The organism is Pararhizobium arenae, from assembly GCF_001931685.1.
GTDB classification, from domain to species: Bacteria; Pseudomonadota; Alphaproteobacteria; order Rhizobiales; family Rhizobiaceae; genus Pararhizobium; species Pararhizobium arenae.
Genome location: NZ_MOOY01000001.1, coordinates 151,041 through 173,915 on the forward strand (window position 1 = coordinate 151,041; position 22,875 = coordinate 173,915).

General features: G+C 59.4%; 27 protein-coding genes and 1 tRNA gene. 10 read left to right on the top strand and 18 right to left on the bottom strand.

Features of this window, described 5'->3' with window-relative positions:
• Positions 1-15: 15 nt before the first annotated feature.
• From fghA to BLX89_RS00830, 6 genes are all read right to left on the bottom strand, one after another.
• Positions 16-849: an S-formylglutathione hydrolase gene (gene fghA / locus BLX89_RS00805; protein ID WP_075288756.1), complete on the bottom strand. Its 834-nt coding sequence runs from the start codon at positions 847-849 to the stop codon at positions 16-18.
• A 21-nt stretch (positions 850-870) separates the two neighbouring features.
• A complete protein-coding gene (locus BLX89_RS00810) occupies positions 871-1,533 on the bottom strand; it encodes a DUF1345 domain-containing protein (protein ID WP_075288757.1) in 663 nt (220 codons plus the stop codon).
• A gap of 4 nt (positions 1,534-1,537) precedes the next feature.
• Entirely contained in the window at positions 1,538-2,008 is a 471-nt protein-coding gene (locus BLX89_RS00815) for a YaiI/YqxD family protein (RefSeq protein WP_075288758.1), read from the bottom strand.
• 19 nt (positions 2,009-2,027) lie between these two features.
• A complete protein-coding gene (locus tag BLX89_RS00820; protein ID WP_210187151.1) occupies positions 2,028-2,525 on the bottom strand; it encodes a hypothetical protein in 498 nt (165 codons plus the stop codon).
• Between the two features lie 87 nt (positions 2,526-2,612).
• Positions 2,613-3,740, bottom strand: a complete 1,128-nt coding sequence (locus BLX89_RS00825) for an S-(hydroxymethyl)glutathione dehydrogenase/class III alcohol dehydrogenase (RefSeq protein ID WP_075288760.1) — start codon at positions 3,738-3,740, stop codon at positions 2,613-2,615.
• A 100-nt stretch (positions 3,741-3,840) separates the two neighbouring features.
• Positions 3,841-4,239, bottom strand: a complete 399-nt coding sequence (locus tag BLX89_RS00830) for a helix-turn-helix domain-containing protein (protein WP_075288761.1) — start codon at positions 4,237-4,239, stop codon at positions 3,841-3,843.
• A gap of 274 nt (positions 4,240-4,513) precedes the next feature.
• On the opposite strand from BLX89_RS00830, the gene BLX89_RS00835 reads away from it, so the two are divergent.
• Positions 4,514-5,422: a DMT family transporter gene (locus BLX89_RS00835; protein ID WP_075288762.1), complete on the top strand. Its 909-nt coding sequence runs from the start codon at positions 4,514-4,516 to the stop codon at positions 5,420-5,422.
• Between the two features lie 94 nt (positions 5,423-5,516).
• Positions 5,517-6,050, top strand: coding sequence for a hypothetical protein (locus BLX89_RS00840; RefSeq protein WP_075288763.1), 534 nt, complete (start codon positions 5,517-5,519; stop codon positions 6,048-6,050).
• Between the two features lie 140 nt (positions 6,051-6,190).
• Here the strand turns inward: BLX89_RS00840 and lipB are convergent, their stop codons facing one another.
• Positions 6,191-6,943, bottom strand: a complete 753-nt coding sequence (gene lipB / locus BLX89_RS00845) for a lipoyl(octanoyl) transferase LipB (RefSeq protein ID WP_075288764.1) — start codon at positions 6,941-6,943, stop codon at positions 6,191-6,193.
• A 198-nt stretch (positions 6,944-7,141) separates the two neighbouring features.
• On the opposite strand from lipB, the gene BLX89_RS00850 reads away from it, so the two are divergent.
• Positions 7,142-7,226, top strand: a tRNA-Leu gene (locus BLX89_RS00850).
• Between the two features lie 84 nt (positions 7,227-7,310).
• Here the strand turns inward: BLX89_RS00850 and BLX89_RS00855 are convergent.
• Positions 7,311-7,811, bottom strand: a complete 501-nt coding sequence (locus tag BLX89_RS00855; protein WP_075289206.1) for a peptide deformylase — start codon at positions 7,809-7,811, stop codon at positions 7,311-7,313.
• Here BLX89_RS00855 and BLX89_RS24555 point away from each other — a divergent pair.
• The 3 genes from BLX89_RS24555 (at position 7,810) to BLX89_RS00865 (ending at position 10,010) form a co-directional block, all read left to right on the top strand.
• The gene (locus tag BLX89_RS24555) at positions 7,810-7,947 is read left to right on the top strand and encodes a hypothetical protein (protein ID WP_158025924.1); all 138 of its coding nucleotides are present in this window, start codon (positions 7,810-7,812) and stop codon (positions 7,945-7,947) included. The two genes, BLX89_RS00855 and BLX89_RS24555, sit on opposite strands and share 2 nt — an antisense overlap.
• A gap of 122 nt (positions 7,948-8,069) precedes the next feature.
• Entirely contained in the window at positions 8,070-9,491 is a 1,422-nt protein-coding gene (mgtE, locus tag BLX89_RS00860) for a magnesium transporter (RefSeq protein ID WP_075288765.1), read from the top strand.
• A 132-nt stretch (positions 9,492-9,623) separates the two neighbouring features.
• Positions 9,624-10,010 carry a MerR family transcriptional regulator gene (locus tag BLX89_RS00865; protein WP_075288766.1) on the top strand — a complete coding sequence of 129 codons (387 nt, stop codon included), beginning with the start codon at positions 9,624-9,626 and terminating at the stop codon, positions 10,008-10,010.
• 12 nt (positions 10,011-10,022) lie between these two features.
• Here BLX89_RS00865 and BLX89_RS00870 read toward each other — a convergent pair whose 3' ends face one another.
• The 3 genes from BLX89_RS00870 to BLX89_RS00880 form a co-directional block, all read right to left on the bottom strand.
• Entirely contained in the window at positions 10,023-10,499 is a 477-nt protein-coding gene (locus BLX89_RS00870) for a methyltransferase family protein (protein WP_075288767.1), read from the bottom strand.
• A gap of 16 nt (positions 10,500-10,515) precedes the next feature.
• Positions 10,516-11,514: a heparan-alpha-glucosaminide N-acetyltransferase gene (locus BLX89_RS00875; RefSeq protein WP_075288768.1), complete on the bottom strand. Its 999-nt coding sequence runs from the start codon at positions 11,512-11,514 to the stop codon at positions 10,516-10,518.
• Between the two features lie 76 nt (positions 11,515-11,590).
• Positions 11,591-12,283 (bottom strand): DUF599 domain-containing protein, encoded by a 693-nt coding sequence (locus BLX89_RS00880; RefSeq protein WP_075289207.1) that lies wholly within the window; start codon positions 12,281-12,283, stop codon positions 11,591-11,593.
• Positions 12,284-12,524: 241 nt separating this feature from the next.
• On the opposite strand from BLX89_RS00880, the gene BLX89_RS00885 reads away from it, so the two are divergent.
• Both BLX89_RS00885 and BLX89_RS00890 read left to right on the top strand, forming a co-directional pair.
• A complete protein-coding gene (locus BLX89_RS00885; RefSeq protein WP_075288769.1) occupies positions 12,525-13,925 on the top strand; it encodes an L-serine ammonia-lyase in 1,401 nt (466 codons plus the stop codon).
• Positions 13,926-14,002: 77 nt separating this feature from the next.
• A complete protein-coding gene (locus BLX89_RS00890; protein WP_075288770.1) occupies positions 14,003-14,440 on the top strand; it encodes a DUF1489 family protein in 438 nt (145 codons plus the stop codon).
• Between the two features lie 72 nt (positions 14,441-14,512).
• Here the strand turns inward: BLX89_RS00890 and BLX89_RS00895 are convergent, their stop codons facing one another.
• The 6 genes from BLX89_RS00895 to BLX89_RS00920 form a co-directional block, all read right to left on the bottom strand.
• Entirely contained in the window at positions 14,513-14,782 is a 270-nt protein-coding gene (locus tag BLX89_RS00895) for a hypothetical protein (protein ID WP_075288771.1), read from the bottom strand.
• A gap of 79 nt (positions 14,783-14,861) precedes the next feature.
• Positions 14,862-16,322, bottom strand: coding sequence for an SPOR domain-containing protein (locus tag BLX89_RS00900; RefSeq protein ID WP_075288772.1), 1,461 nt, complete (start codon positions 16,320-16,322; stop codon positions 14,862-14,864).
• Between the two features lie 168 nt (positions 16,323-16,490).
• Positions 16,491-17,219 carry a hypothetical protein gene (locus BLX89_RS00905; protein ID WP_075288773.1) on the bottom strand — a complete coding sequence of 243 codons (729 nt, stop codon included), beginning with the start codon at positions 17,217-17,219 and terminating at the stop codon, positions 16,491-16,493.
• Between the two features lie 270 nt (positions 17,220-17,489).
• On the bottom strand, positions 17,490-18,098 hold the full coding sequence (locus BLX89_RS00910) for a transglutaminase-like cysteine peptidase (protein WP_075288774.1): 609 nt from the start codon (positions 18,096-18,098) through the stop codon (positions 17,490-17,492).
• Positions 18,099-18,635: 537 nt separating this feature from the next.
• A complete protein-coding gene (locus BLX89_RS00915) occupies positions 18,636-19,244 on the bottom strand; it encodes a PilZ domain-containing protein (RefSeq protein WP_075288775.1) in 609 nt (202 codons plus the stop codon).
• Between the two features lie 124 nt (positions 19,245-19,368).
• Entirely contained in the window at positions 19,369-19,998 is a 630-nt protein-coding gene (locus BLX89_RS00920) for a PAS domain-containing protein (protein ID WP_075288776.1), read from the bottom strand.
• 348 nt (positions 19,999-20,346) lie between these two features.
• Between BLX89_RS00920 and BLX89_RS00925 the strand changes: the two genes are divergently transcribed.
• Positions 20,347-21,084 (top strand): rhomboid family intramembrane serine protease, encoded by a 738-nt coding sequence (locus tag BLX89_RS00925; RefSeq protein WP_075289208.1) that lies wholly within the window; start codon positions 20,347-20,349, stop codon positions 21,082-21,084.
• Positions 21,085-21,300: 216 nt separating this feature from the next.
• Positions 21,301-21,729 (top strand): CBS domain-containing protein, encoded by a 429-nt coding sequence (locus BLX89_RS00930; protein WP_075288777.1) that lies wholly within the window; start codon positions 21,301-21,303, stop codon positions 21,727-21,729.
• Between the two features lie 74 nt (positions 21,730-21,803).
• On the opposite strand, the gene BLX89_RS00935 is transcribed toward BLX89_RS00930, so the two are convergent.
• The gene (locus tag BLX89_RS00935) at positions 21,804-22,769 is read right to left on the bottom strand and encodes a patatin-like phospholipase family protein (protein WP_075288778.1); all 966 of its coding nucleotides are present in this window, start codon (positions 22,767-22,769) and stop codon (positions 21,804-21,806) included.
• Positions 22,770-22,875: the final 106 nt, after the last annotated feature.

A 22,875-nucleotide genomic window follows, 5' to 3' on the forward strand; every position in this document is an offset into this window, starting at 1 on the left:
AGCCTAATAAGTTCGTTATGCCAGCCGCTCGGCATGCCACTTCAGGTGATCGTCCATGAAGGTCGAAATGAAGTAGTAGGAGTGGTCGTAGCGCTCGTGCAGGCGCAGCGTCAGGCCGATATCCGTGCCCTTGATGGCTTCCTCGAAAAGCCACGGACGCAGGCCGTTTTCCAGGAAACTGTCGGCCTTGCCCTGATCGATCAGGAACTCGGGGAAGCGCGCGCCATCTTTCACAAGCGCGCAGGCGTCGTATTGCCGCCACGCCGACTTGTCCTCGCCGAGATATTTTTCAAAGGCGCCGATCGACCAGTCGGCGGTCGACGGCTCGACGATCGGCGCGAAGGCCGAGCAGCACTTGAACCTATCCGGGTTTTTCAGAGCGATTGTCATGGCGCCGTGGCCGCCCATGGAGTGACCGAAAATGCCCTGGCGGCTCATATCGACGCGGAAATGCTGGGCGACGAAGGCCGGCAGTTCTTCCGTGATGTATGTGTACATCTGGTAGTTATCCGACCAAGGGGATTGCGTCGCATCGAGATAGAAGCCGGCGCCCTTGCCCATTTGCCAGTTTGTCAGCTCGTCGGGAACATCGTTGCCGCGCGGGCTGGTATCCGGGCAGACGATGATCAGTCCAAGCTCGGAGGCCATGCGGCGATATTCGCCCTTTTCCATGACGTTGGCATGGGTGCAGGTGAGGCCGGAGAGATACCAGACGACGGGGCAGGGTTCGGTGATTGCCTTTGGCGGAACATAGACCGCAAAGGTCATCTCGACGCCGCAGGCTTCGCTATCATGGGCGAAGACGCCCTGCATGCCGCCAAAGGCGGTGTTTTGGGAAAGGACTTTCATGATCGGCTCCTGTGAATACGGTCAGGCCAGCGCGACGGCAGTGTTGACGGCCGCGGCGACCAGGGTGGTGTTGAAGAAGAAGGACACGATCGAATGCAGCAGGTTAAGCTTGCGCATGTCGGTCGAGGTGATGGCGACATCGGAGGTCTGCCCGGTCATGCCGATGACGAAGGAAAAATAGAGAAAGTCGTAGCCGCCGGGCTCGTCATCTCCCGGAAAGTTCAGGCCGCCACCATTGTCATTGTCGGCTTCCGTGTCCATGGCCGGGCTCCAGTAATGGTGGGCGTAGTGCAGGGCGGCCATGGTGTGGATCGTCAGCCATCCCAGTGCGACCGCCGAAAATGCCAGGACAAGCGATGCCGCTGTTGCCGTTTCACGGCCGTTCAGCACGAGAAACAGCGACGTCATCGAAACGACGATGGTCGCCAGAGTGACGGTGAGGATGACCGGTGCCGGCTCATCGGTGCCGGAAGCGTTTTCCTTCAGATAGGCGGCGGTGAGTTTCGGAAATTGAGAGGCCGTGAGCGTCAGGTAGACGATGAAGAAAACCACCGGCGTGCCGACAACCGTCAATTTCGGCAAAAGCCAAAGACAGGCGGGCAGGGACAAAACCGCGATCAGCACCGCCGCATAGAAGGGAAAGTGACGGCGAAACGAGAGGCTTTTGTTCTTGAGGTTCAGCATGTCGCTACCGGCGTTTGATGCGGCGGCAGAGCCGGTCCAGCGTTTCCAGAAAGGCAGACCGGTCACGGGCGGAGAAGGCGGCGTTATAACCTTTGCTCTCGCCCGTCTCGCGCAGATGTGCGCCCAGATCGCGCATCGCCGTCGCCATGCCGATATTGGCCTTGTCGAAGACGCGGCCCGTCGGACCCGTCACGTCGGCTCCGGCCGCCACGCAGCGCCCGGCCAGCGGAACGTCCGCCGTCACCACGATGTCGCCTTCGGTGGCGTGTTCCGCAATCCAGTTGTCGGCGGCATCGAAGCCGGCCGAGACGATCACGTTGCGAACCATCGGATCGCGCGAGGGGCGCAGGCCGGAATTGGCGACGAAAACAACCGGCAGCCCATGACGCTCTGCAACCTTCAGGATTTCCGGTTTTACCGGGCAGGCGTCGGCATCGACATAAATGGTGTTCTCGTGGTGTGTGCTCTCGTTCATCGTCTTTCCGGTGTGTCCACTATGGACGGGCAATGGTGTTGCCGATCGGCTTCATCGCTTCGCTGGCTGGTTTCCGGACGGGCGAGGAGAGCGAGCGGCTGCCTTTTCCCACCGGTGTCCAGGTTTCCGTGGAGATGGCGCCGCCTGCATAGGCCCAGTTCCCCTTCCAGGAGCCGTCCGGTTGGCGGTCGTACTGCGCGATGCCAAAGCCATCTGTGTTACCGTAGCCGATGGCAATCGTGTCGTCGCTGGACGAGGCGGCATTTGTGGAAGAGTTCCCGGAGCGTTTGCCACCAAGACCGACACCATAGGATTCCGTTCCGGCGATGGTCCAGACGATCGAATAGGTCGTTCCTGAACGCTTGACCTCGACGGTGCCGGAATATTCGCCGCCATTGTCGGGGTTGATGCCGACGACATCGTATTTTCCCACAGGATCTGCCAGGGCCAACGCCGGTGAAAGCATGGCAAGAGCGGCGACGACAAAGCGGAATGGCATCATGATCCAACCTTTCATGAAGAGCGCCGCACTCTTCGCGAATGCGGCGCTCATTCTCTCAGCGAGCGATGATCGCTCTCTGTCGTAACGTCAAGCCGATTACGCTCAGTAAATCACGACGCCGCGGATCGATTCGCCCTTGTGCATCAGGTCGAAGCCCTTGTTGATGTCTTCAAGCGGCATGGTGTGGGTAATCATCGGGTCGATCTGGATTTTGCCTTCCATGTACCAGTCGACGATCTTCGGAACGTCCGTGCGGCCACGCGCGCCACCAAAGGCCGTGCCCATCCAGTTGCGGCCGGTCACCAGCTGGAAGGGACGGGTGGAAATTTCCTGGCCGGCACCGGCCACGCCGATGATGACGGACTTGCCCCAGCCGCGATGCGAGGACTCGAGTGCCTGGCGCATGACCTTGGTGTTGCCCGTGCAGTCGAACGTATAGTCAGCACCGCCGATCAGGTCGTTGCCGCGCTTCGTCATGTTGACGAGATAGGGCACGATGTCTTCGCCGACCTCCTTCGGGTTGACGAAGTGGGTCATGCCGAACTTCTCGCCCCAGGCCTTGCGGTCCGGGTTGATGTCAACGCCGATGATCATGTCGGCGCCGGCAAGCCGAAGGCCCTGCAGCACGTTGAGACCGATGCCGCCGAGGCCGAAGACGATCGCGGTCGAGCCAATCTCGACCTTGGCGGTGTTGATGACCGCACCGATGCCGGTCGTCACGCCACAACCGATGTAGCAGACCTTGTCGAAGGGGGCGTCCGGATTGATCTTGGCAACCGCGATCTCCGGCAGAACCGTAAAGTTCGAGAAGGTCGAGCAGCCCATGTAGTGGTGGATCTTGTCCTTGCCGATCGAGAAGCGGCTCGTGCCGTCCGGCATCACGCCCTGGCCCTGTGTGGCGCGGATCGAGGTGCAGAGATTGGTTTTGCGCGAGGTGCAGGAATAACATTCGCGGCATTCCGGCGTGTAGAGCGGAATGACATGGTCGCCCTTCTTCAGCGAGGTGACGCCCGGGCCGACATCGACGACGACGCCAGCGCCTTCATGGCCGAGAATGGCCGGGAACAGGCCTTCCGGGTCGGCGCCCGACAGGGTGAAATCATCGGTGTGGCAGATACCGGTCGCCTTGACCTCGAACAGCACTTCGCCGGCTTTGGGGCCTTCGAGCTGCACGGTCATGACTTCCAGCGGTTTTCCGGCCTGCACGGCAACGGCGGCGCGTACGTCCATGGTGTTTTCTCCTTTATGGAATGATTTTGGTTCACAATCGCAGGTCGATCACCTGAGCTCAAGCCGCTCCGGTGATCCGGACCACGGAATCGGTCTGTTCTTAGCGGATATCCTGTAGGACACGGGCGAGTTCTGCCTCAAGGGCCGCAATCGCTTTTCCCGTCTGCTCGTGCAAGGTGCGGATGTGCGTGAGCTGGCTCAGGAGACCGGCTGCGGCCGATCCGTTCAATTCATCCTTCGGCGCATCGCCGAGACCGGCAATCAGCCATGCCGGGGTGACGCCGAGCACGCCGGCCAGCATGAAAAGCCTGCTGGTGCGTGGCTCGGAGCGGTCGCGTTCCCAGGCGGAAACCGTATCCACATGCACGCCAAGCCGATCTGCCAGTTCCCGCGCCGACATGCCCAGCGCATCGCGCGCGCGCCAGATGCGCCCGCCCAACGTATCGTTGTCCTGTGATCTGCGGAGCATGGAAATGACGGTCTCCGTCGATAGGCGCATCGGTTTCTCCTCTGGCCGTTGGGTAGGAACGGAATGACGTGCTTTGCGATACTTCATCAAATTCCCACTGTACCTCGCCGCGGCGTCGGGTGAAGGGCTTCATGCGGCAAAAAAGCAGCGAAACGCGCCTTTCAGCAATCCTCGTTTAAGCGATGCGTGATGTTCTGCTGCCGGCTGATCGAAACATTGAAACGGTCGCGAAAGTCGATAAGGTCCGCTTCTCCTTCTCAGGTATATCTGCGTGACAAGCTTCCCATCTTCGCCCGCTGCAAAAATGACGGTTCTTCAGGGGCTGGCGCTCATGCTGTTTGCGATGATCATCCTGCCCTGCATGGATGCCATCGCCAAGTACATGGCGGTTTATCAGGGCATGTCGCCGGGACAGGTCACATTTTACCGCTTCTTTTTTCAGTTGGTCTCGACGCTGCCTCTTCTTCTTGCCCAGGGCGGCTTTCGGGCCTTGATGCCCAAGCGTCTCGGCCTCAACCTTCTTCGCGGCGTGTTGCTGGCTGCGGCGGCGCTGCTTTTCTTCGTCTCCGTCAAATACATGCCGCTCGCCGATGTTTTCGCGATCTATTTCGTCGAGCCTTTCATTCTGACCTGCCTGTCAGCGGTGGTGCTCGGTGAAAAAGTCGGCTGGCGGCGCTGGCTGGCGATCGTGATCGGTTTCGGTGGCGCGATGATCGTCATTCAACCCAGTTTCCAGCTTTTCGGGCTGACGTCCCTGTTGCCCATCGGCTGCGCGTTCCTGTTTGCCTGTTATCTTCTGATGAACAGGGCGCTTGGCGATGCCGATGCGCCGCTGGTCATGCAAACGATCGCCGGCATAGGCGGGACGCTTTTCATGATCGGTGCGATCGCGATCGGCCACGGCATGGGTTCGGTCGATTTCGTACCGTCGCTGCCGAACACGACGCTGGGCTGGGCCCTCGTGGTGACGCTCGGCACGCTTTCCGGTTACGGTCACCTTCTGGTCGTCAAGGCGTTTCAGGCCGCCCCGGTGTCGATTCTCGCGCCATTCCACTATTTCGAAATCATTTCGGCGACAGCACTCGGCTATTTCGTCTTCAGCGATTTCCCAACCGCTTCCAAGTGGCTTGGTATCCTCATCATCATCGCCTCGGGCCTCTACATCATCTGGCGGGAACGTCGTCTGGCGAGGCGAAAGATAAATATCGAGTAAATTTTCAAAGCGTTTCCTAAGCGTGCTTCTTGGCGGATTGGAAACGCATGAACCCTAACCTAACTCCAGTTTCATGATGAAACGGGAGAGAGGAATGGGCGAATTTCGTCTGTCTTATCCGGCATGTGTGATCGCCGGGAAAATGCGCCTGACTGCGGAGGATATTCAGATCCTGCGCGAGCATGTCTTCGTGAAAGGTATGACCACATCTCAGGATGCGGTCATCCTTCTCGCGATCAATACGTCCTGCAGCGAAAAATGCCCGGAATGGCGCGGTTATTTCATGGAGACGATGACGAATTTCATCGTGCGCCATTGTTATCCGCAGGGGGCTATGGACGACTGGAACGCCGACTGGCTGATTGCGATGATCTCGACCCGCGGTGTGGTCAATTCCGACCTTGAGCTCGACCTCCTTTTCCACGTCATCGATGTTTCCTCAAGCATCACCGACAGCCTGTCGATCTTCGCGCTCGAACAGATACGATTGGGTCTGGCCGAGGAGAAAGGCGCATGGGCGTCCCTTCGCGGTGGGCGCAGCGGCCTGCTCAACAAAGCATGTCCAGCGCATAGGCCGCGTTATGACGGCTGTCGCGCGGTCGCGGGGCGGACGTCTGACCGAGCGTGAAAAGGCGATGCTACGTCAGATCGGTATTCTGACCGGTCTCGGAGAGGAACAGGCGGCGGCGTGACGGCTGGGCGATAGGAAACTGTTGCCAAAATCGGAGCGGGGGAACGTCGTCCGGCGTTCCCCCGCTCTCTCTTTCTTCAAGCCACGGACCTATCCGTCAGTGCAGTGCCTGTCGGCCGTTCCAGAACCGTCGGGCCGAACACCGCTTCGATTGCCTCGCGCAACCGGATATCGACATCCTCCATGCTCACCAGCAGGCCGAGATCCACAAGGCTGGTGACGCCGTAGTCGCTGATGCCGCAGGGTACGATCCCGGTGAAGTGCTCGATATCCGGATCGACGTTCAGCGACAGGCCGTGAAAACTGACCCATCTGCGCAGGCGTATGCCGATGGCTGCGATCTTGTCTTCGGCGACATCGCCGTTTGGCAAGGGCGGGCGTTCCGGCCGACGCACCCACACACCCACGCGATCCTCCCGGCGTTCGCCGGTGATGTTCATGGCTGCAAGCGTTTCAATGACGACGCGCTCAAGGGCTGCGACGAACTGCCGGACATCCTGCCTGCGTCTTTTGAGGTCCAGCATGACATAGACCACACGCTGGCCCGGGCCGTGATAGGTATATTCCCCGCCGCGGCCGGTCTGGAACACGGGGAAGCGATCCGGCGAGACAAGGTCGGAAGAGTTAGCGCTCGTGCCTGCCGTATAGAGGGGAGGGTGTTCCACCATCCATATCAGCTCGTCGGCTTCGCCGGCGGCAATGGCGGCGACCTCTGCCTCCATCGTTTCGACCGCTTCTTCATAATCCACGAGGCCGGGGGCGAATCTCAGGCGGATGGGAGGACAGCCTTCCTGTGCGAAAAAAGTCGTTTCCAGCCTGTCTCTCTGCATGATTGCACCCACATTCCCGTTCATTTCACCTTCTAAATGGTATGCTTTACAGCTGAAGTCCAGCATTTGCAGGGGGTGCGTGAGGGGGCTTCTGAAATAGTCCGTTTTCGCATCAACTTTCTTTCACATTGGCCTTGTGCACCCCAGAGGCTTTTGCTACATGCAGCCGCGCCGGAGCAATTCGGCATCTACCACGATGCGGTCGTGGCGGAATTGGTAGACGCGCAGCGTTGAGGTCGCTGTGTCGAAAGACGTGGAAGTTCGAGTCTTCTCGACCGCACCAAGAGCCCGGCTTTAAGCCGGGTTTTTTGTTTTTATACAATGATTTGTTGCTTCGTAGATTTGAAGCTGCCGCCTCTTGTCCCCATCAATGCCGTTCCTTCTCGAGCTTCTCGAAGCGTTTGATCGCCCGCTCCCGCTTCAGCCTTGAGAGTTTCTGAAGCCAGAATATTCCGTCCAACTGATCGATTTCGTGCTGGAGGCAAATTGCCAGCAGGCCCTCGGCCTCGTCCTCCCGAAAATCGCCGTCGCAGGTCTGGTAAGCAACCCGGATGCTTCGGGCGCGGATGCCATCCTCGGATATTCCGGGCATCGAGACGCTGCCTTCCGGGTGCGTGACGAGATCCGGCGATGACCAGAGAATTTTTGGATTAACGTATCTGCGAACCTCTCCGGGCTCGATTTCGATGACCGTTACCCGTTGCAGGATGCCGATATGGGGCGCCGTAATGCCAATGCCCGGCGCCGCACGCATGGTGTCCAGAAGATCGTCACACAGTGCGGAAAGCGCCGGATCGAACACCGTAACCTCGTTTGCCGGCAGGCGCAGAAGGGGATCGGGAAAGCGAACGATAGGACGGATGGGCATGAACACGACCAACGGCTTGAGGTTTTTACAGAAGCAAAACAATTCGCATGATTTTGCAACAGCTTGCCTAAAAACTGAAGCGGCGGTGCGGCGATTGCCGCAAGGGGTAGTGGACCTTACGGCGGCATTGCGTTAGCAGAAAAAGGTGCGCTCGTCCTCTTCGGGGCGTATCGTGCAATCAACCGGTATCCGATGCCTTCCTGCTCCCCCCGGCCGCGCCGGCGTCTTGGATGGCTGATATTCTGCGAGGGTGGGCACATGAGCTATACCGGTGACGACAATCGCGCAGCAGCCGAAGAAAATGCCGTTGAGATGTCGGACATCTATGCGGACGACGGTTCGGTGCGCTCCGACTTTCTCATGCATGTGGGCGCGGCAATCGCAGACCGCGATCTTCTTTATCTTCGCCAGCATGTGGCACGGCTGCATGCGTCGGAAATGGGCGATTTGCTTGAGGCCATCCAGCCGGATCAGCGCCTCGCTCTTGTCTCGTTGCTCGGCAAGGATTTCGATCTCTCGGCGCTGACCGAGGTCGACGAGGCTATCCGCCTCGATATCGTCGAACACCTGCCCAACGACCAGATCGCCGAAGCGCTGGGCGAAATGGATTCGGACGATGCCGTCTACATTCTCGAGGATCTCGACCAGGAGGACCAGGAAGAAATCCTGGCCAAGCTGCCCTTTACGGAGCGGGTAAGGCTGCGGCGGTCGCTGGACTACCCGGAAAGCACAGCCGGCCGTCGCATGCAGACGGAGTTCGTTGCGGTGCCGCCGTTCTGGACCGTCGGGCAGACGATCGACTACATGCGCGAAGACAGTGAATTGCCAGAGAGCTTCACGCAGATCTTTGTCATCGATCCTACATTCCGGCTTCTCGGTGCCGTCGATCTCGATCGTATCCTGCGCACCAAGCGTTCGGTGAAGATCGAAACGATCATGCGCGAAACCAACCATCCGATTCCCGCCGAGATGGACCAGGAAGAGGCGGCCCAGCTTTTCGAACAGTACGATCTGCTTTCCGCGGCTGTTGTCGATGAAAACAACCGCCTCGTCGGCGTGCTGACGATCGATGACGTCGTCGACGTTATTCAGGAAGAGGCGGAAGAAGACCTCATGCGTCTCGGCGGTGTCGGCGACGAAGAGCTGTCGGACAGCATCGCCAGCACCTCGCGCTCGCGCGTGCCCTGGTTGACCGTCAATCTGTTCACCGCATTCCTGTCGGCGACGGTGATCTCGCTGTTCGATGCGTCCATCCAGCAGATCGTTGCGCTGGCGATCCTGATGCCGACGGTGGCCGGCATGGGCGGCAATGCCGGCTCGCAAACAATGACCGTGACGGTGCGGGCGCTCGCCACGCGCAATCTCGACATCCACAATGCCTGGCGAATCGTGCGCCGCGAAGCGGGGGTCGGGCTCCTGAACGGCATGCTGTTCGGCCTGCTGGTGGGATGTGTTGCAGGCATCTGGTTCCACGACATCAATATCGCCGGTATTATCGCCACGGCGATGCTGATTAACATGACCGCTGCGGCGCTTGCGGGCATACTTATTCCGCTGCTTCTGGATAAGTGCGGTGCCGACCCGGCTGTTTCATCCGCGGTCTTCGTGACCGCTGTAACGGACGTGACCGGCTTTTCAGCTTTTCTCGGCCTCGCGACATGGTGGTTCCACATCAGTTGAGCCGACGGGTGATTTGACTTTTACGTCAAGGTCAATCATAGTTTTTGACGCGCGGTCTGATGCGTATTTGAGCCATTTTATGGGATCAGTGTTGGCCTGAATGCGACGTTGCGTGGAGCAAGGCGAGGCAGAGTGAACAAGTTTTATACAATCACGGAATTGACGCGGGAATTTGGCGTATCCACACGGACACTGCGTTTCTACGAAGACGAGGGGCTGATCCATCCCGAGCGTCGTGGGCGCACCCGGCTGTTTCGCATGTCCGACCGCCGGCTGATCCAGGAAATCCTGCGCGGTCGCCGGATCGGGTTCACTATCGCCGAAATTCGCGAGATCATCCAGGTGTACAAGGACCCGCCGGGCGAGGCCGGCCAGTTGCGGCTGCTGATGAAGCGCGTCGAGGAAAAGCGCGAAGAACTGAACCAGAAGCGCCGTGACATTGATGAGACCCTTGATGAACTCAACAATGTCGAGGAAGCGTGCCTGACGCGACTTGCCGAGATTGGCGTCGGCACCTGACGGTGCCGCTCCTCAGATCCACCGTCTCGTGCGGCGGCAATAGCGCTCGAATTCAATCCCGAAACGCGAAAGCAGGTGGCGTTCTTCAGCGCGCACCGCATACACCGTCGTCACGATCACGGTCACGATCGTCATGACGAGAAGCCATGGGTTGAGCGCGATCAACCCCATGCCGATCATGATAAACGTGTAGCCGAGGTAGATCGGATTGCGGGTGAGGCGAAACGGGCCAGTCGTCACCAGATGGGAGGAGCATCTGTACGGCAGTACTGTCGTTTGCCTATCCAAGAGTGTTCGAACTGCCCAAAGGCAAAGACAGACGCCTCCCGTCACGAAAGCGGCGCCGGTGATCCACAGTATCCACCGACCGTGGATTTCGATGACAGGTATCGGCTGAACGCGCGCCATCGCCATCGCTACGATCGCCGCCAGCCCGTGCAGGGCAATGGGCCAGGGATACCGTAGCGACTTGGCGCGATAGACGTTCATGTCCTGCTTTCTAGCCTTACTCCGTGGCGCGTGCGTCCATGGTGCATTGTTCTGTGATCGTTGCGATGCGCGGGTCTGTGGCGATGTCGATCTGCCCGGCATTGAGCGCGGTGAAAAGATCCTGTTCCAGGAACTTGTCGAGGGTGCAGCCGCAGAATGCGGCGCAAAGGCTTGCCGATTCCGTTCGGGCGCAGTTCGCCGTGCAGTTCGTGCGGAATTCCACGGTCGGGTCCGGCTGCGGAGCCGGGAAGATGAGCGCGAACAGGTAGACAAGAGAAAAGAGCAGAGGCTGGTGAATAAGATAGATCGAAAGGCTGTGCCGCCCGCCAAAGGACAGGATACGGGCAGGTTTGCCGCCGGTGTCTATCGACGCCATCCGGTCGGTCAGGCCTGTGGACAGGCAAAGCCGGGCGAGAGCCAGACCGGCGAGAAACGGTGCAAGCCATGGGAGAAGCGGCACATAGTCGTTGGATCGCGGCAGGGTTTCCGAGAGGCCGACCCACCAGAGGGCCGGAACATCGAAAATGGGTGAGCGAAGATAGAACGGAGCCGCAAAGACGGCGGCTGCAACCGCAAGGGTGAGCAAGACAGGCACGCGAAGGAAAAGCAGGCCTATGACGCTGGCAGCCGCGATTGCATGCAGGATGCCGAAGAAGATGAACGAGTTCGGAAAGGCAAACCATGTGGCGACGGTGATGACCAGCGCTGCGGCCACGATCTTCCCGAGCCTGATCAGGAAACCGCGTATTCGTATCTCCGGATAGTTTCCGAGAACGAGGCTGAAGCCCGCGAGAAACAGAAAGCTTCCCGCAATCAGTCGGGCAAAAAGCTTCCAGCCGCCGGAGGCGACAGTTCCGGCTTCAAGATAGCCGAAATATTCGAGATCCCAGGAAAAATGGTAGATCGCCATGGCGATGAGGGCGATGCCGCGCAGAACATCGATCGCGCCGATCCGCCGACGGGAGGCAGGCGTCGTTTCGATGCTGCTGTCGATAGCCGCGTTTTCCATGGACATGGGTCTTCTTTCTCTGTTGCGAGCATAGGAGGGCGAGCTTGCGCCAGGCGCAACCAGCCCGGATTTTCAGGAGAAATTAGGGCGTCTCGTCCTCAAGCAAGGCCTCGCGAGCCTCGGAGAAGAACTGACGCCGTATCAGGACGAAGATGACAAAGGCGGTCAGCGCCATGAAGACATAGGGGCTGATGAACCAGCCGAGATAACCGATGGAGAGGAAGATGGTTCGAAGGCCGGCATTGAAATGCTTGGCGGCGTAGACATTGAGTTTCACGGCCCGCTCCGCCTGCCGGCGGGCGCCCTCGGCGTCCTGGGTCAGGTCGCTCATCATGGGAATGCCGCCGATCAGGATCGAGCAGTAGTTGAAGAGGCGGTAGGACCATCCGAACTTGAAGAAGGAATAGCCGAACAGGCAGGTAAGGCCGCCGACCTTCAACTCGAATGCCGTTCTTCCGCCATGGAAGACATACGGCAGGTCCTGAAAGATCGCCTGGGCCTGTTCTGTTGCGCCCAGCAGCGCAAAGCAGCCACCGAGTGCGAAGATCGTCGTCGAGGCGAAAAAGGCGGTGCCGGCCTGCAGGCCCGCCATGATCTGGGTGTCGATCATCTTGAGGTCGCGTCGCAGCGAGTTCATGATCCAGCGACGCCGGTTCTCGATCATGAGCCGCGAAAGGCTGCGCCTGCTGGACAGAAGCTTGCCGTCAGTAACGGCGCTGTAGCCCATCCAGAGCGAAACAAAAACGGCGAGTGCTATATAGTCCGCGTAGGTCATGCGCTTTTTTGGCACGCTGCGATGAAATTGCAAGAGATGACGAAACTTTGTGCTGACCCCTTGCAATCGGTCCACGCGCATGACGATCTTTGCCCGGCAACGGTTCGGGTATTCCGGGTCAGATTATGTCGCAGCCGTTGAAACCGATGTCGGTGGAATGGGTGAGCCATGATGTGGAATAGCCTAGGCTCGTGGCATGGTGCACGGCGACGGGCTTTGGCACCCTGAAGGCGGAGTGGAAATGTTTCTTTCTGTGTTTGACGTATTCAAGATCGGCATCGGCCCGTCCAGTTCCCATACGATGGGTCCGATGTCGGCCGCCACCCGGTTTCTCGACCTGATCCTCTCGTCTGACTGGCCGCGCCCGTCGCATGCAGCCGTCGCCTCGATCAAAGTGAGCCTTCACGGGTCTCTGGCCCATACCGGCATCGGCCACGGATCGGGCAGGGCGGTCGTTCTGGGGCTGATGGGGGAGAAGCCGGATCAGGTCGATCCCGACGCGATGGACGGCATCATCGACGGCGTCGAGCGCTCCGGACGGATCACCCCTCCCGGTCACCCCGGCTATTTCTTCCAGCCGAAAACGGATCTGGTGTTCGACAAGAAGGTTCCGTTGCCGGGCCATGCCAACGGCATGAGCTTTTCCGCCTACGATCGCGACGAACGCCTGCTGCTGAAACGCATCTATTATTCCATCGGCGGTGGTTTCGTCGTCACGGATACGGAGCTGGAGGCCATGCGGGCCAGCAAATCGAAGCCCGGCGGCGTGAAGGTGCCGTTCCCCTTCACCAGTGCAAAGCAGATGCTTGAAATGGCCGAGCGCTCCGGCCTTTCCATCGCGCAGATGAAGCGGGCGAACGAAGAAACCTTGATGTCGCGGGAGGAACTGGATGCGGGACTGGATCGCATCTGGGCGGCGATGAAGAGCTGCATCGACCGTGGCCTGACCCATGAAGGCATTCTTCCGGGCGGGCTGAAGGTACGCCGCCGCGCCGGGACGATCCATGACAAGCTGAAGGAGGAATGGCGATCCAACCGTCCCAATCCTCTTCTCGCCAATGACTGGCTCAGCGTCTACGCCATGGCCGTCAACGAAGAGAATGCGGCCGGCGGTCGTGTGGTGACATCGCCGACCAACGGTGCTGCCGGCGTGGTGCCCGCCACGATCCGCTATTACCTGCATTTTCACGACGATGCCGACGATGCCGGCATTCGCGACTACCTGCTGACGGCCGCAGCGATCGGAGGCATCATCAAATTCAATGCTTCGATTTCCGGTGCCGAGGTCGGCTGCCAGGGCGAGGTCGGCTCTGCCTCAGCCATGGCGGCGGCCGGGCTTGCCGCCGTGATGGGCGGCACTCCCGAGCAGATCGAGAACGCGGCAGAGATCGCGCTGGAACACCATCTCGGGATGACCTGCGATCCGGTTGCCGGACTTGTTCAGGTGCCTTGCATCGAACGCAACGCCCTTGGGGCCGTCAAGGCGGTTACGGCGGCGTCGCTGGCGCTCAAGGGAGACGGCCATCATTTCGTACCGCTTGATGCCTGCATCGAGACCATGCGCCAGACCGGCGTCGACATGCACGACAAGTACAAGGAAACCTCGACCGGCGGCCTTGCGGTCAACGTCGTGGAATGTTGAGGTGCCGCTCCGCGCTTCTGTGGAGCGGTGACAATTGATCTTGACCCCGAGGCATTTGCGGGTGTTCAAAAGCCGACATGGCACTTCATCTCATCAAGCTTTGCGTTGGCGCGGATTCCATCGAGGATTTGCGCGAGTGGGTTTCGCGTCGTTCGCTGATCGCGATCGCGGCTGGTCTCGAGCCGCACTCCTTGCACACGACCCGCATGGTGCCCAAGCGCGTCGAGGAACTGCTAGAGGGTGGTTCGCTCTATTGGGTGATCAAGGGACAGGTCCAGGCGCGCCAGCGTCTAATCGATATCGAGACCTTCACGGATGCAGACGGTATCGGGCGCTGCAATCTTATTCTTGGACCGGAAGTGATCGAGACCGAGTTCCAGCCACGTCGCGCCTTTCAGGGTTGGCGTTATCTGACTGTGGAAGACGCGCCGCGCGATCTTTCCGCCCTGGGCGAGGGGGCGGCTGAAATGCCGCTTAATCTGCGGCGGGAACTGGCCGAACTCGGGCTTCTGTAACCTTCAACAATATCTTTAAATCAACGAAGCCCGGCATGGCCGGGCTTGCAGGACGAGCGTTACGCTGCGGGTTTACCGAATGCGCAGGCGGATCGGATAGTGGCCGGAAGGCGATGTGACATGGACGTGTATGCTGGCATGGGGCTGGGTCGTACGCCAGGCACGGGCGCCATGGGTCAAAAGCAGCGTTACCAGATCTTTCGTGCGCGAGCGTGGTCGACCAATGCCGAGTTCGGCGATGCGCATAGCGGCTTCATGCAGCGGGTGCAGACCGGGCCGGACCGATTTGCGCTTCTTTTCCGGCACGGGCGGAAAGCCCGTACCGTTCTCGTTCATTCCCATAACTGACCTCGTACGCAGTACCTAAACCGAGGAGGAGTGCCGGCGAAACACACAGCCGGCATTCGAATTTACAAAGTGATTATTGAGCGCTTGCCCAGCAGGCGAACCCGGCACGCTTCAGTGCGTTGCAGGCGTTCACAGCCTTGTCCTGATTGGAAAAGCCACCGAACCGGGCTCGATAAAGCTGGCTGCCACCGCTGGCAAAGGCAACCGTGAAGGGCTGTGCACCGCGCAAAGCCTTGCCGCTCTTGTCCTGGGCATGCTGCAACATCGCAAGCGCCTGATCCTTGCTCGGCGTTGCGCCGATCTGCACGATCCATCCGTCCGGCAGGGCCTGCGAGGCGCTGTCGGTCGGCGTTGCAGTTGCGACAGAGTTCGTGATCTGGCCATCGATGGCTTCTGCTGGAACAGGGGTCGCTGCAATGCGCTGGCTCTGGGCCTGAAGGGTGTTCGGCTGTACGTTTTCCTGAAGCAGCGGGTTGTTGCTGGCCTTGGGCTCGGCGGCGTAAGCGACTTCGACGCTCTGGGTGGTTTCACCGCTGTAGCGGAAATCCGGAACCGGACCCTGATGCGGCAGGTTGAAGCTGCCGCCCGTTGCCACTGCTGTTGCCGTCACTTCCATGGTCGGCGCATCAGCTGTTTCGGCGACGAGGTTGCCACCGCCACGACGCGAGGCCGCCGGCATATACTTGGCGACAAGGGCGCGCATCTGCGCATCGCGGCTGCCACCGGATTTGCCGCCCATGACGACGCCGACGATGCTGCGGCCGTCCGCCTGGGCCGAGGTTACGAGGTTGTAGCCTGCAGCACGGGTATAACCCGTCTTAATGCCGTCAACACCGCGCACATTGCCGAGAAGACGGTTGTGGTTGCCGATGACCTGCTTTCCGAACTTGAAGCTCCGGGTCGAGAAGTAAGAGTAATACTGCGGAAAATGCTGGCGAAGCGCGATGCCGAGGCGGGCCTGATCGCGGGCCGTCGTCATCTGCTGTTCATTCGGCAGACCATGGGCGTTGCGGTAGGTGGTGCGCGTCATGCCGAGTGCGCGTGCCTTGTTGGTCATGATCCGGGCAAAACGCTCTTCCGAGCCGCCGAGAAATTCGCCGAGCGCCGTAGCAGCGTCGTTCGCCGAGCGGGTGACAAGGGCCTGAATGGCCTGCTCGACGGTGATCGACTGTCCGGAACGGACGCCTAGCTTCGATGGCGGCTCGGCGGAGGCGTGCTTGGAGAAGGGAACCTTCGTGCTCTTCGAGATTTTGCCGGCTTCTAGGGCTTCGAAGGTCAGGTACAGCGTCATCATCTTCGTCAGCGAGGCCGGATAGCGCAGGCTGTCGGCATCTTCGCTGTAGAGAACCTTGCCGGTTTTCGCATCGACGACGATGCCGGCATATTTCGCGGCCATTGCAGGCGCGACGAAGGTGAAGGAGGCGACCAGGGAGACCACCGCAAACCGGCAAGCTGCTTTCAGGAAGGGCGCCGAAGAACGTTGAGCGGAACCGTTGAACAGAAATTTGGACACTACACTTCTCTTCATTCTCATTTCACAGATTTCGTCCGGGCGTCGCCTCCAAAAGACGACCGTTCCGTAGAAACTAGCGGGATAGCGTTACCAATCGGTTTATGATGAATGATTGGTTTCCGCATTTTCGAGAGTTCCTTGCACATTAGCCTCGCCTTGGAAAAAGCCTTGGGAACAGACCCCGGGCGGTTATGGCGCAAGCCGGTCGTTGACGAATTTGATGACCGCTTCGTCGATGGCCTGCCATTGTGGCAGCAATTGGCTGGAGAACCGATAAAGTACGACGAGATCTTTTCCGGTGTGGATATCCCGCTGACAATCGGCGCTGGTGGCCTTGTCCGGTGTGTCCGGCAACTGGCAGCGCACCGCGTACGGATCGCCCATCGCCCGATCTGCGGTCAGCAGCGTCTCGTCGCCGTACCCGGAGTTTTCACGCATGCGGTGTTCCATCAGGCCGGCAGGCCCCGGCGTCGCGGCACCTTCGAAGAGATGCCGGTAGATCGGCTCCACGCGGCCGGACATATCGCGCGACATCGTGCTCTGGGATATCTGCATGAAGATCAAGGCATCCGGGCGGCTGATATCGTTGAAAAGGTGTCTGGTTTCCGCGCTGTAGCCGAGCATGTCGGGCCAGGTCGCGTAGAGATCCACCCGCTCGACGATGCCGGTCACTCTCTGCTCCTCGAAGCGGATGATGTTCGATGGAAGTTTGAGATGATCCTGACCTATGAAAAGATCATTGATCTCAGTGCTTTCCGTGTGGCCGGCAAGCGAAAGCGCGCTGCCATACCACTTTCCTGCAAGGCTGATTGCGCCCGTGATGCCGGCAAGCGTCAAAGCAATCGCCGTTACGGCGTAGACAAAGCGTGGATTGATAAGCGGGGCGTGATCGTCTGTCATGCTGTGCCTGGCGGTCATGCGCGGCTCTCCCAGCGTTGGCGGCGTCAATGCCATGTTTTGCGTAACGTCATGTCACGCGGTGCTGGTCCGGGCCTTGCGTGCAGGGTGTCGCAGCGCGCTTGAGCTTGAGGCGGCATGGTAAATTTTCAGTTAACGCGCCTGGCTGGTAGAGAAAAGAAAATGGCCGGTTCCGGGGACAGCGGAACCGGCCGGGAAGGGCGGGTCATACACGGGGACAGGGGCTGACCGGCGCCCTTTTCGTCCGCGGCCTGATGAGGCCACGGATTGTTACTGGCTGACGCTGCCGACGGCCACGGCACGGCCATCCTGCAGCTTCACCCATCGGCCAGCGTGCTTTTCAGACTGGCGCTTGAGGAAGGTGTATTCCGTCTCTGACCACAGCAGAACCTTGTTGCGCATGTTGTCGAGAATGAAGTCGCCGCGATCGGTGCGCACGGTCAGCACCGCATGACCGTCGCCATTGGGCTGAAGGACGACTGTGATCAGCAGGTCAGAGGGCGAGAAGCCGGCGTCGATCAGCTTCTTCCGCTTGAGGAGAACATAATCCTCGCAATCGCCAACCTTGTCGGGATAGGCCCAGAACTCCTCGACGCCAAAGATTTCCTTGTCGGTCATCGGTGTGACCGCCTGGTTGGTGTCGTAGTTGATCTCGAGGATTTTCTTCCAGCCGTCGCGGGTCAAGACGCCGGGGCCGCTGCTGGCGGGATTTGCCCGGCACTCCTGTGGCATCCGCTTGCAGAATTCATAGTGTCCGACCGGTGGATTGGTCACCCCGTCGGTGGTCATGTTTGCCGGAAAGGCATAGGCCGATTGTGTGAGGATCAGGCCGATAAGTGCGCCGAGGGCGCCTGCTTTCATGCTTCTGATGTGTGTCATGTTCTGTCTCCCCGTTATGGTTTGACAATGACACAGAGATTTTTACCGCTGGCGAATTGTGGAAGTAAAATAAAGAACAAATGCCAATAGAATAAGTATAAAATTAAAATCTACATTTAATCTGTTTTGATTTATATTTTACGCAGTTTTGAATAAAATTTTTCGCGTATTTGAGGATTTACGCCTTTGGAAACGCATTGTTATCCATTTAAGTCGTTGGAAATGTGGTGTTTTGTATCGCGTATCCGAGTCGCAGGGAAACAGGATTGCCGGGAGCATGCGCAGGACATGCGGATATTACGAGCGTAGATATACATGAGGATAAGCCGCCGAGGCGGATTTCATACCGATTCCAGCTTGTTTCGATGAAAAAAATAATTTTCGCATGTCGATTTATTTCGAGCCGACCTGTCCCGCTTCGGAACAATCAGCTTGTTCCTTGAAAGCGGCTTTCTGCGTTGGGTGATATGCAGAAACGAAAAAAGACCGGACATGCCGGTCTTTTCAAAAACATTGCGAGCGATTTGGCGCTCTCGTTCAGAGGAACTCGCGGAGCGCCTCGCGCGATTGCACGCCGAAGAACTCGATCGCCATGCCCTCCAGGAAGTGACGCACGATGCGTCCCTTCATACCGCCGAGCTGGACCCCGGTTCCGATCGGAATGCGGCTTTCGGTATCCACGGCTGCGCCCGAAAGCGAAAGGTCGATAATACGGCAGACATATTTGGTGCCGTCGTCGAGGGTAAGCTCGGTGCGGGTCTTGCGCGGAGCGAGGCGGTCATGGCGGCGGTCTTCCGGCAGGCCAAGCTCATGCTTGTTGGCAATCCAGGTCAGCTGCGCCGCGAGTTTTTCGCGCTTGCGATCCGTCGCGGTGATTTTGATGACGAAGGCATCGTCCGAAAGGCGCGATACCGTGCCCTCCAGGCGGCCGACATGATCGATATAGGCAATGATGCGCTCGCCGGTGCGCGGACGAGCCTCGCAGGAGAAAAGCACATCGCCCGGCGACATATCCGTTGCCGTGCAATCATACTCTTCATGATTGGCGAGCATGAGGCGTCCGGCAAGGTTCACGGACACGCGCTGGAAAGCGCCTTCATCGTGCTGCTTGGGAACCGCCGATTGTGCCTGCTGGAAGGAATACATCGCCACACTTCAAGACGTCGATCGTAAGTATTGCTTCTACCGCAGTCGAGTTAATAGAAGGTTTTCTCGCCGCCAGGATTGCTGCCTGTTGCAACCGTAGAATGCGGTTTTCGGCACGAAACCCCTATTTTGCCCTGCCACCTTCGAAAACGCGAAGATGCAGCACCCGCCTCAAGGCATCTCCCAGCCCGAGTTGGTCGGAGCGCGGAGGGATCGGTGGCAGGGTTATTTCCGGCCTGCTCTGCAGGAACGGAGCCGCCTTGGTGACGTCCAGAACGCGAATTCCGGTCAGGTCCAGATAGTTCGCGGGCGTGGCGTCGAGCCACAGCGGGCGCGTAAGGGGAACGATCGCGCCCAGAATGCGATTGACATGGCCTTCGGACGATCTCAGTGGCAGGAGGACGACTTCCGTCGGCAGTCGATCGGACCTTCCGGCAAGCGCCACGGCAGAGAGCGACACAGGCAGTTTCTGAGCCAGAATATCCTTCAGCAGCCGCTCGACCTTTGCCGATTGTTCGCCGGCCCAAAGCGCATCGAAGCGCGATCCACGCAATTCCCGCCCGAACAGCGCGCAGATGCGGGTGCCCGCAAGCCGAAACCGGATTTCGTCATCGGCCCGGTGTTCCAGAATGAGGAGATCGGCAAGGAGCGTGCGGATATGAGCCGGTTCGATCTGGTCGCGGGAAGGAACCTCGTTATTCCCGCGCAAAGCGTTCCAGTAGCTGAATATCTCCACGGCGGATTTGCTGCGCATGCGTTCATTCCATTCATGTCGTTGTGCCGAAACGGCACGTCCGGCGGAGAAAAACCGCCTCGAATGAAGGACGTAGCGAGAACCGTGCCAGAGCGAAAACTAAGGTTAACGAGTGGTTTAGATTGCGATCCCTGACGGCATCATGGCAAGAAGGGACATCACTTCACGAAGGCTTGCCTTCAGCACACATTATTTTAGGTCCACGGGGATTTCGGGGGCCGCGGCCGTTCAGCCTCGCTGGACGGCCATTTTTTTTGCCTGATTGACTGTCAATTGTGACCTGTCGGCAATGCGCTGAATCGGCTAGAGCCTCTTGGCCGGAAACGAAGGACAATGATCGGGAACAGCATGACGAACGAAAGCGATAGACAGCCCGGTCCGGACGACGCTGAAGGTGGCACGGTGCTGCCGCGACGAAATGAGCCGGCCTTCAACCTGCCGGGAGGGCTGGTCGCCATTCTGGCTGTCCTCGTTGCGATCCATGTGATCCGCACCTATCTGCTTCCGGCGGCGCTCGATAACGAAGTGATCTTCAATTTTGCCTTCCTGCCGGCCCGCTACGATCACCCGCTGGCGGATCAGGGGCTCGCCTGGCTCTGGAGCCCCGTCACATATTCGCTCCTGCACGGTGGTTGGGAGCATCTGATTTTCAACGGATTCTGGATGGTTGCCTTCGGGGCACCGGTGGTGCGTCGCATCGGCATGGCCAGGCTCGCGGTCTTCTGGTGTCTTTCGGCTGTTGCGGCCGTAGCGCTTCACATGGTGTTCCACTGGGGCGAAATGACCGTGGTGGTCGGCGCTTCCGGTGTCGTATCGGGACTGATGGGGGCGGCTGCACGATTTGTCTTTTCGCCGAGCGGCCGCATCAGTCGCCAGTTTGCCCATCTCAACCGCCGCCTCAGCATCGGGGAAGCGCTTTCCAATCGCTCGGTGCTGGTGTTTGCGGGGATCTGGTTCCTGACCAATTTCCTGATCGGTCTCGGCGTTTTCGCCTTCGGTGGGGCGGGGGCGATCGCTTGGGAGGCCCATATCGGCGGTTTTCTCTTCGGGTTTCTGCTTTTCGGTTTGTTCGATCCGCGAAACTGACGATTTTTCCCGACGTTTCTTGATTTCCGCGCCGGCTCGGCGCACCATTTCATTCCGTTGCTGCCGAAAGTCTGTTTTGGGGAGCGGCACCCAACGGATGAAATGTGCGACTTGGAGGACGTCTGCCATGCGGACCGATCCGAACCGGAAAACGCACATCGCCGTGCGCCGGTTTCGACGTTCGCCTGCCAGACAGTATTGAAGTGGAGGTTTCGAATGTCTGTTAAGGCCATACTCGATGAAAAGGGACGACAGGTTCATACCGTCGATCCGCATGCGACGGTGCGCGATGCCGTTGACGCGCTGCACAGGCACCGGGTCGGTGCCGTTGTCGTGACCAAATCCGGCGACAAGATTGCCGGCATTCTCTCGGAACGCGATATCGTCGCCGGTGTCTCGAAATACGGTGCCGGCTGTCTCGACAAGCCGGTTTCGGCTTTGATGACGTCCAAGGTTCATGTCTGCAATGAAGAGATGAGCGTCAACGATATCATGGAGATCATGAACCACATTCGCGCCCGCCACCTTCCGGTAGAGCGCAATGGCCGTCTGGTCGGGATCGTCTCGATCGGTGACGCCGTTCGCCGGCACATCACGGCGATCGAGCGTGAAGCCGAGGAGATCAAGGCCTATATAGCCGGCTGATTATCGCTGAAAAACGACAAAGGGCGCGTCTTTGGCAGACGCGCCCTTTGTCGTTTGAAGTTCCATGCCCGCGATCACCGGATCATGACGTCTTGCAGGCGCTTCAGTTCGCCCAGTTTCGCCTTGGCTTCATGATAGCCGCGGTCGATCGCTTCGCCCGCGCGATGAAATTCGGAAAGGCCGATATCGTTGAGCTTGGGGTGAAGCTGCAGGTCCGGCGGGTCTCCCGCAAGGCGGGCGCGGGAAATACGGTCCTGGATGATGTTGAAGGCCTGGACCATGACACTGGTGACGCCGAGCTTGGCGGCGTTGTCGACCGGCACCTTGGCCTGCGGCTCGACGACCTGGTTGGTGGCGCGGTGCTTGATGACGGCGGATCGACCGTAAAGATCGTAATGCAGGTTGACGGCCACCACCAGCTGCTCTTCGTGCGCGCGGCAGACCGAAACCGGAACCGGATTGACCAGCGCGCCGTCGACCAGCGTGCGGTTGTTGCACTTGACCGGCTCGAAGATGCCGGGCAGGGCGTAGGAGGCGCGGATTGCGGTAATGAGAGAGCCTTCGCCGATCCAGACTTCATGGCCGGTGTTCACTTCCGTTGCGACGGCGACGAAGCGGCGGTCGAGCGTTTCGATTTCGGTTTCCTGCAGATGCTCCTGCATGCGCTTGGTCAGGCGCAGGCCGCCAAGCAGGCCGCCTCCGCCGATGGCGAAGTCGAGCAGGCCTGCGATACGGCGCATGGTGAGCGAACGGGCGAAGGTTTCGAGTTCATCGAGCTTTCCGGCGAGATAGCAGCCACCAACGAGGGCGCCGATCGAGGTGCCGGCGATCATGCCCACATCGATGCCTTCTTCATCCAGAGCGCGAAGGACGCCGATATGGGCCCATCCGCGCGCGGCGCCGCCACCCAAAGCAAGAGCGATACGCGACTTCGCAGGTCTGTTTTCCTGTGGAGGTTCCTGCGGCGGGTTCAAGGATGGGCCGCCGGGGGCGGAGGCATCCGCTGTCGGAACGTTACGATTGAATGACCAGTTCAACATCCGGCACCTCCATGCCGCAGATAGCATTGCTACACCCGATCTTGTCAGCGGTTGCGGCCGCGGGGACGATCTCGGTCAGGCAATTCTGCGTAAGCGCCGGTTTTTC

Excerpts from the sequence above, each read along its gene's own strand:
- BLX89_RS00840 (WP_075288763.1), top strand. The coding sequence starts at position 5,517 with ATGGGCGAATTTCGTCTGTCTTATCCGGCATGTGTGATCGCCGGGAAA.
- mgtE (WP_075288765.1), top strand. The coding sequence starts at position 8,070 with ATGAGCTATACCGGTGACGACAATCGCGCAGCAGCCGAAGAAAATGCC.
- BLX89_RS00890 (WP_075288770.1), top strand. The coding sequence starts at position 14,003 with ATGGCACTTCATCTCATCAAGCTTTGCGTTGGCGCGGATTCCATCGAG.
- BLX89_RS00900 (WP_075288772.1), bottom strand. The coding sequence starts at position 16,322 with ATGAGAATGAAGAGAAGTGTAGTGTCCAAATTTCTGTTCAACGGTTCC.
- BLX89_RS00895 (WP_075288771.1), bottom strand. The coding sequence starts at position 14,782 with ATGGGAATGAACGAGAACGGTACGGGCTTTCCGCCCGTGCCGGAAAAG.
- BLX89_RS00820 (WP_210187151.1), bottom strand. The coding sequence starts at position 2,525 with ATGAAAGGTTGGATCATGATGCCATTCCGCTTTGTCGTCGCCGCTCTT.
- BLX89_RS00930 (WP_075288777.1), top strand. The coding sequence starts at position 21,301 with ATGTCTGTTAAGGCCATACTCGATGAAAAGGGACGACAGGTTCATACC.
- BLX89_RS00815 (WP_075288758.1), bottom strand. The coding sequence starts at position 2,008 with ATGAACGAGAGCACACACCACGAGAACACCATTTATGTCGATGCCGAC.
- BLX89_RS00825 (WP_075288760.1), bottom strand. The coding sequence starts at position 3,740 with ATGGACGTACGCGCCGCCGTTGCCGTGCAGGCCGGAAAACCGCTGGAA.
- BLX89_RS00830 (WP_075288761.1), bottom strand. The coding sequence starts at position 4,239 with ATGCGCCTATCGACGGAGACCGTCATTTCCATGCTCCGCAGATCACAG.
- BLX89_RS00935 (WP_075288778.1), bottom strand. The coding sequence starts at position 22,769 with ATGTTGAACTGGTCATTCAATCGTAACGTTCCGACAGCGGATGCCTCC.
- lipB (WP_075288764.1), bottom strand. The coding sequence starts at position 6,943 with ATGCAGAGAGACAGGCTGGAAACGACTTTTTTCGCACAGGAAGGCTGT.
- BLX89_RS00905 (WP_075288773.1), bottom strand. The coding sequence starts at position 17,219 with ATGACCGCCAGGCACAGCATGACAGACGATCACGCCCCGCTTATCAAT.
- BLX89_RS24555 (WP_158025924.1), top strand. The coding sequence starts at position 7,810 with ATGAACACGACCAACGGCTTGAGGTTTTTACAGAAGCAAAACAATTCG.
- BLX89_RS00920 (WP_075288776.1), bottom strand. The coding sequence starts at position 19,998 with ATGCGCAGCAAATCCGCCGTGGAGATATTCAGCTACTGGAACGCTTTG.
- BLX89_RS00875 (WP_075288768.1), bottom strand. The coding sequence starts at position 11,514 with ATGTCCATGGAAAACGCGGCTATCGACAGCAGCATCGAAACGACGCCT.
- BLX89_RS00885 (WP_075288769.1), top strand. The coding sequence starts at position 12,525 with ATGTTTCTTTCTGTGTTTGACGTATTCAAGATCGGCATCGGCCCGTCC.
- BLX89_RS00880 (WP_075289207.1), bottom strand. The coding sequence starts at position 12,283 with ATGACCTACGCGGACTATATAGCACTCGCCGTTTTTGTTTCGCTCTGG.
- BLX89_RS00810 (WP_075288757.1), bottom strand. The coding sequence starts at position 1,533 with ATGCTGAACCTCAAGAACAAAAGCCTCTCGTTTCGCCGTCACTTTCCC.
- BLX89_RS00870 (WP_075288767.1), bottom strand. The coding sequence starts at position 10,499 with ATGAACGTCTATCGCGCCAAGTCGCTACGGTATCCCTGGCCCATTGCC.
- BLX89_RS00855 (WP_075289206.1), bottom strand. The coding sequence starts at position 7,811 with ATGCCCATCCGTCCTATCGTTCGCTTTCCCGATCCCCTTCTGCGCCTG.
- BLX89_RS00925 (WP_075289208.1), top strand. The coding sequence starts at position 20,347 with ATGACGAACGAAAGCGATAGACAGCCCGGTCCGGACGACGCTGAAGGT.
- fghA (WP_075288756.1), bottom strand. The coding sequence starts at position 849 with ATGAAAGTCCTTTCCCAAAACACCGCCTTTGGCGGCATGCAGGGCGTC.
- BLX89_RS00910 (WP_075288774.1), bottom strand. The coding sequence starts at position 18,098 with ATGACACACATCAGAAGCATGAAAGCAGGCGCCCTCGGCGCACTTATC.
- BLX89_RS00915 (WP_075288775.1), bottom strand. The coding sequence starts at position 19,244 with ATGTATTCCTTCCAGCAGGCACAATCGGCGGTTCCCAAGCAGCACGAT.
- BLX89_RS00835 (WP_075288762.1), top strand. The coding sequence starts at position 4,514 with ATGACGGTTCTTCAGGGGCTGGCGCTCATGCTGTTTGCGATGATCATC.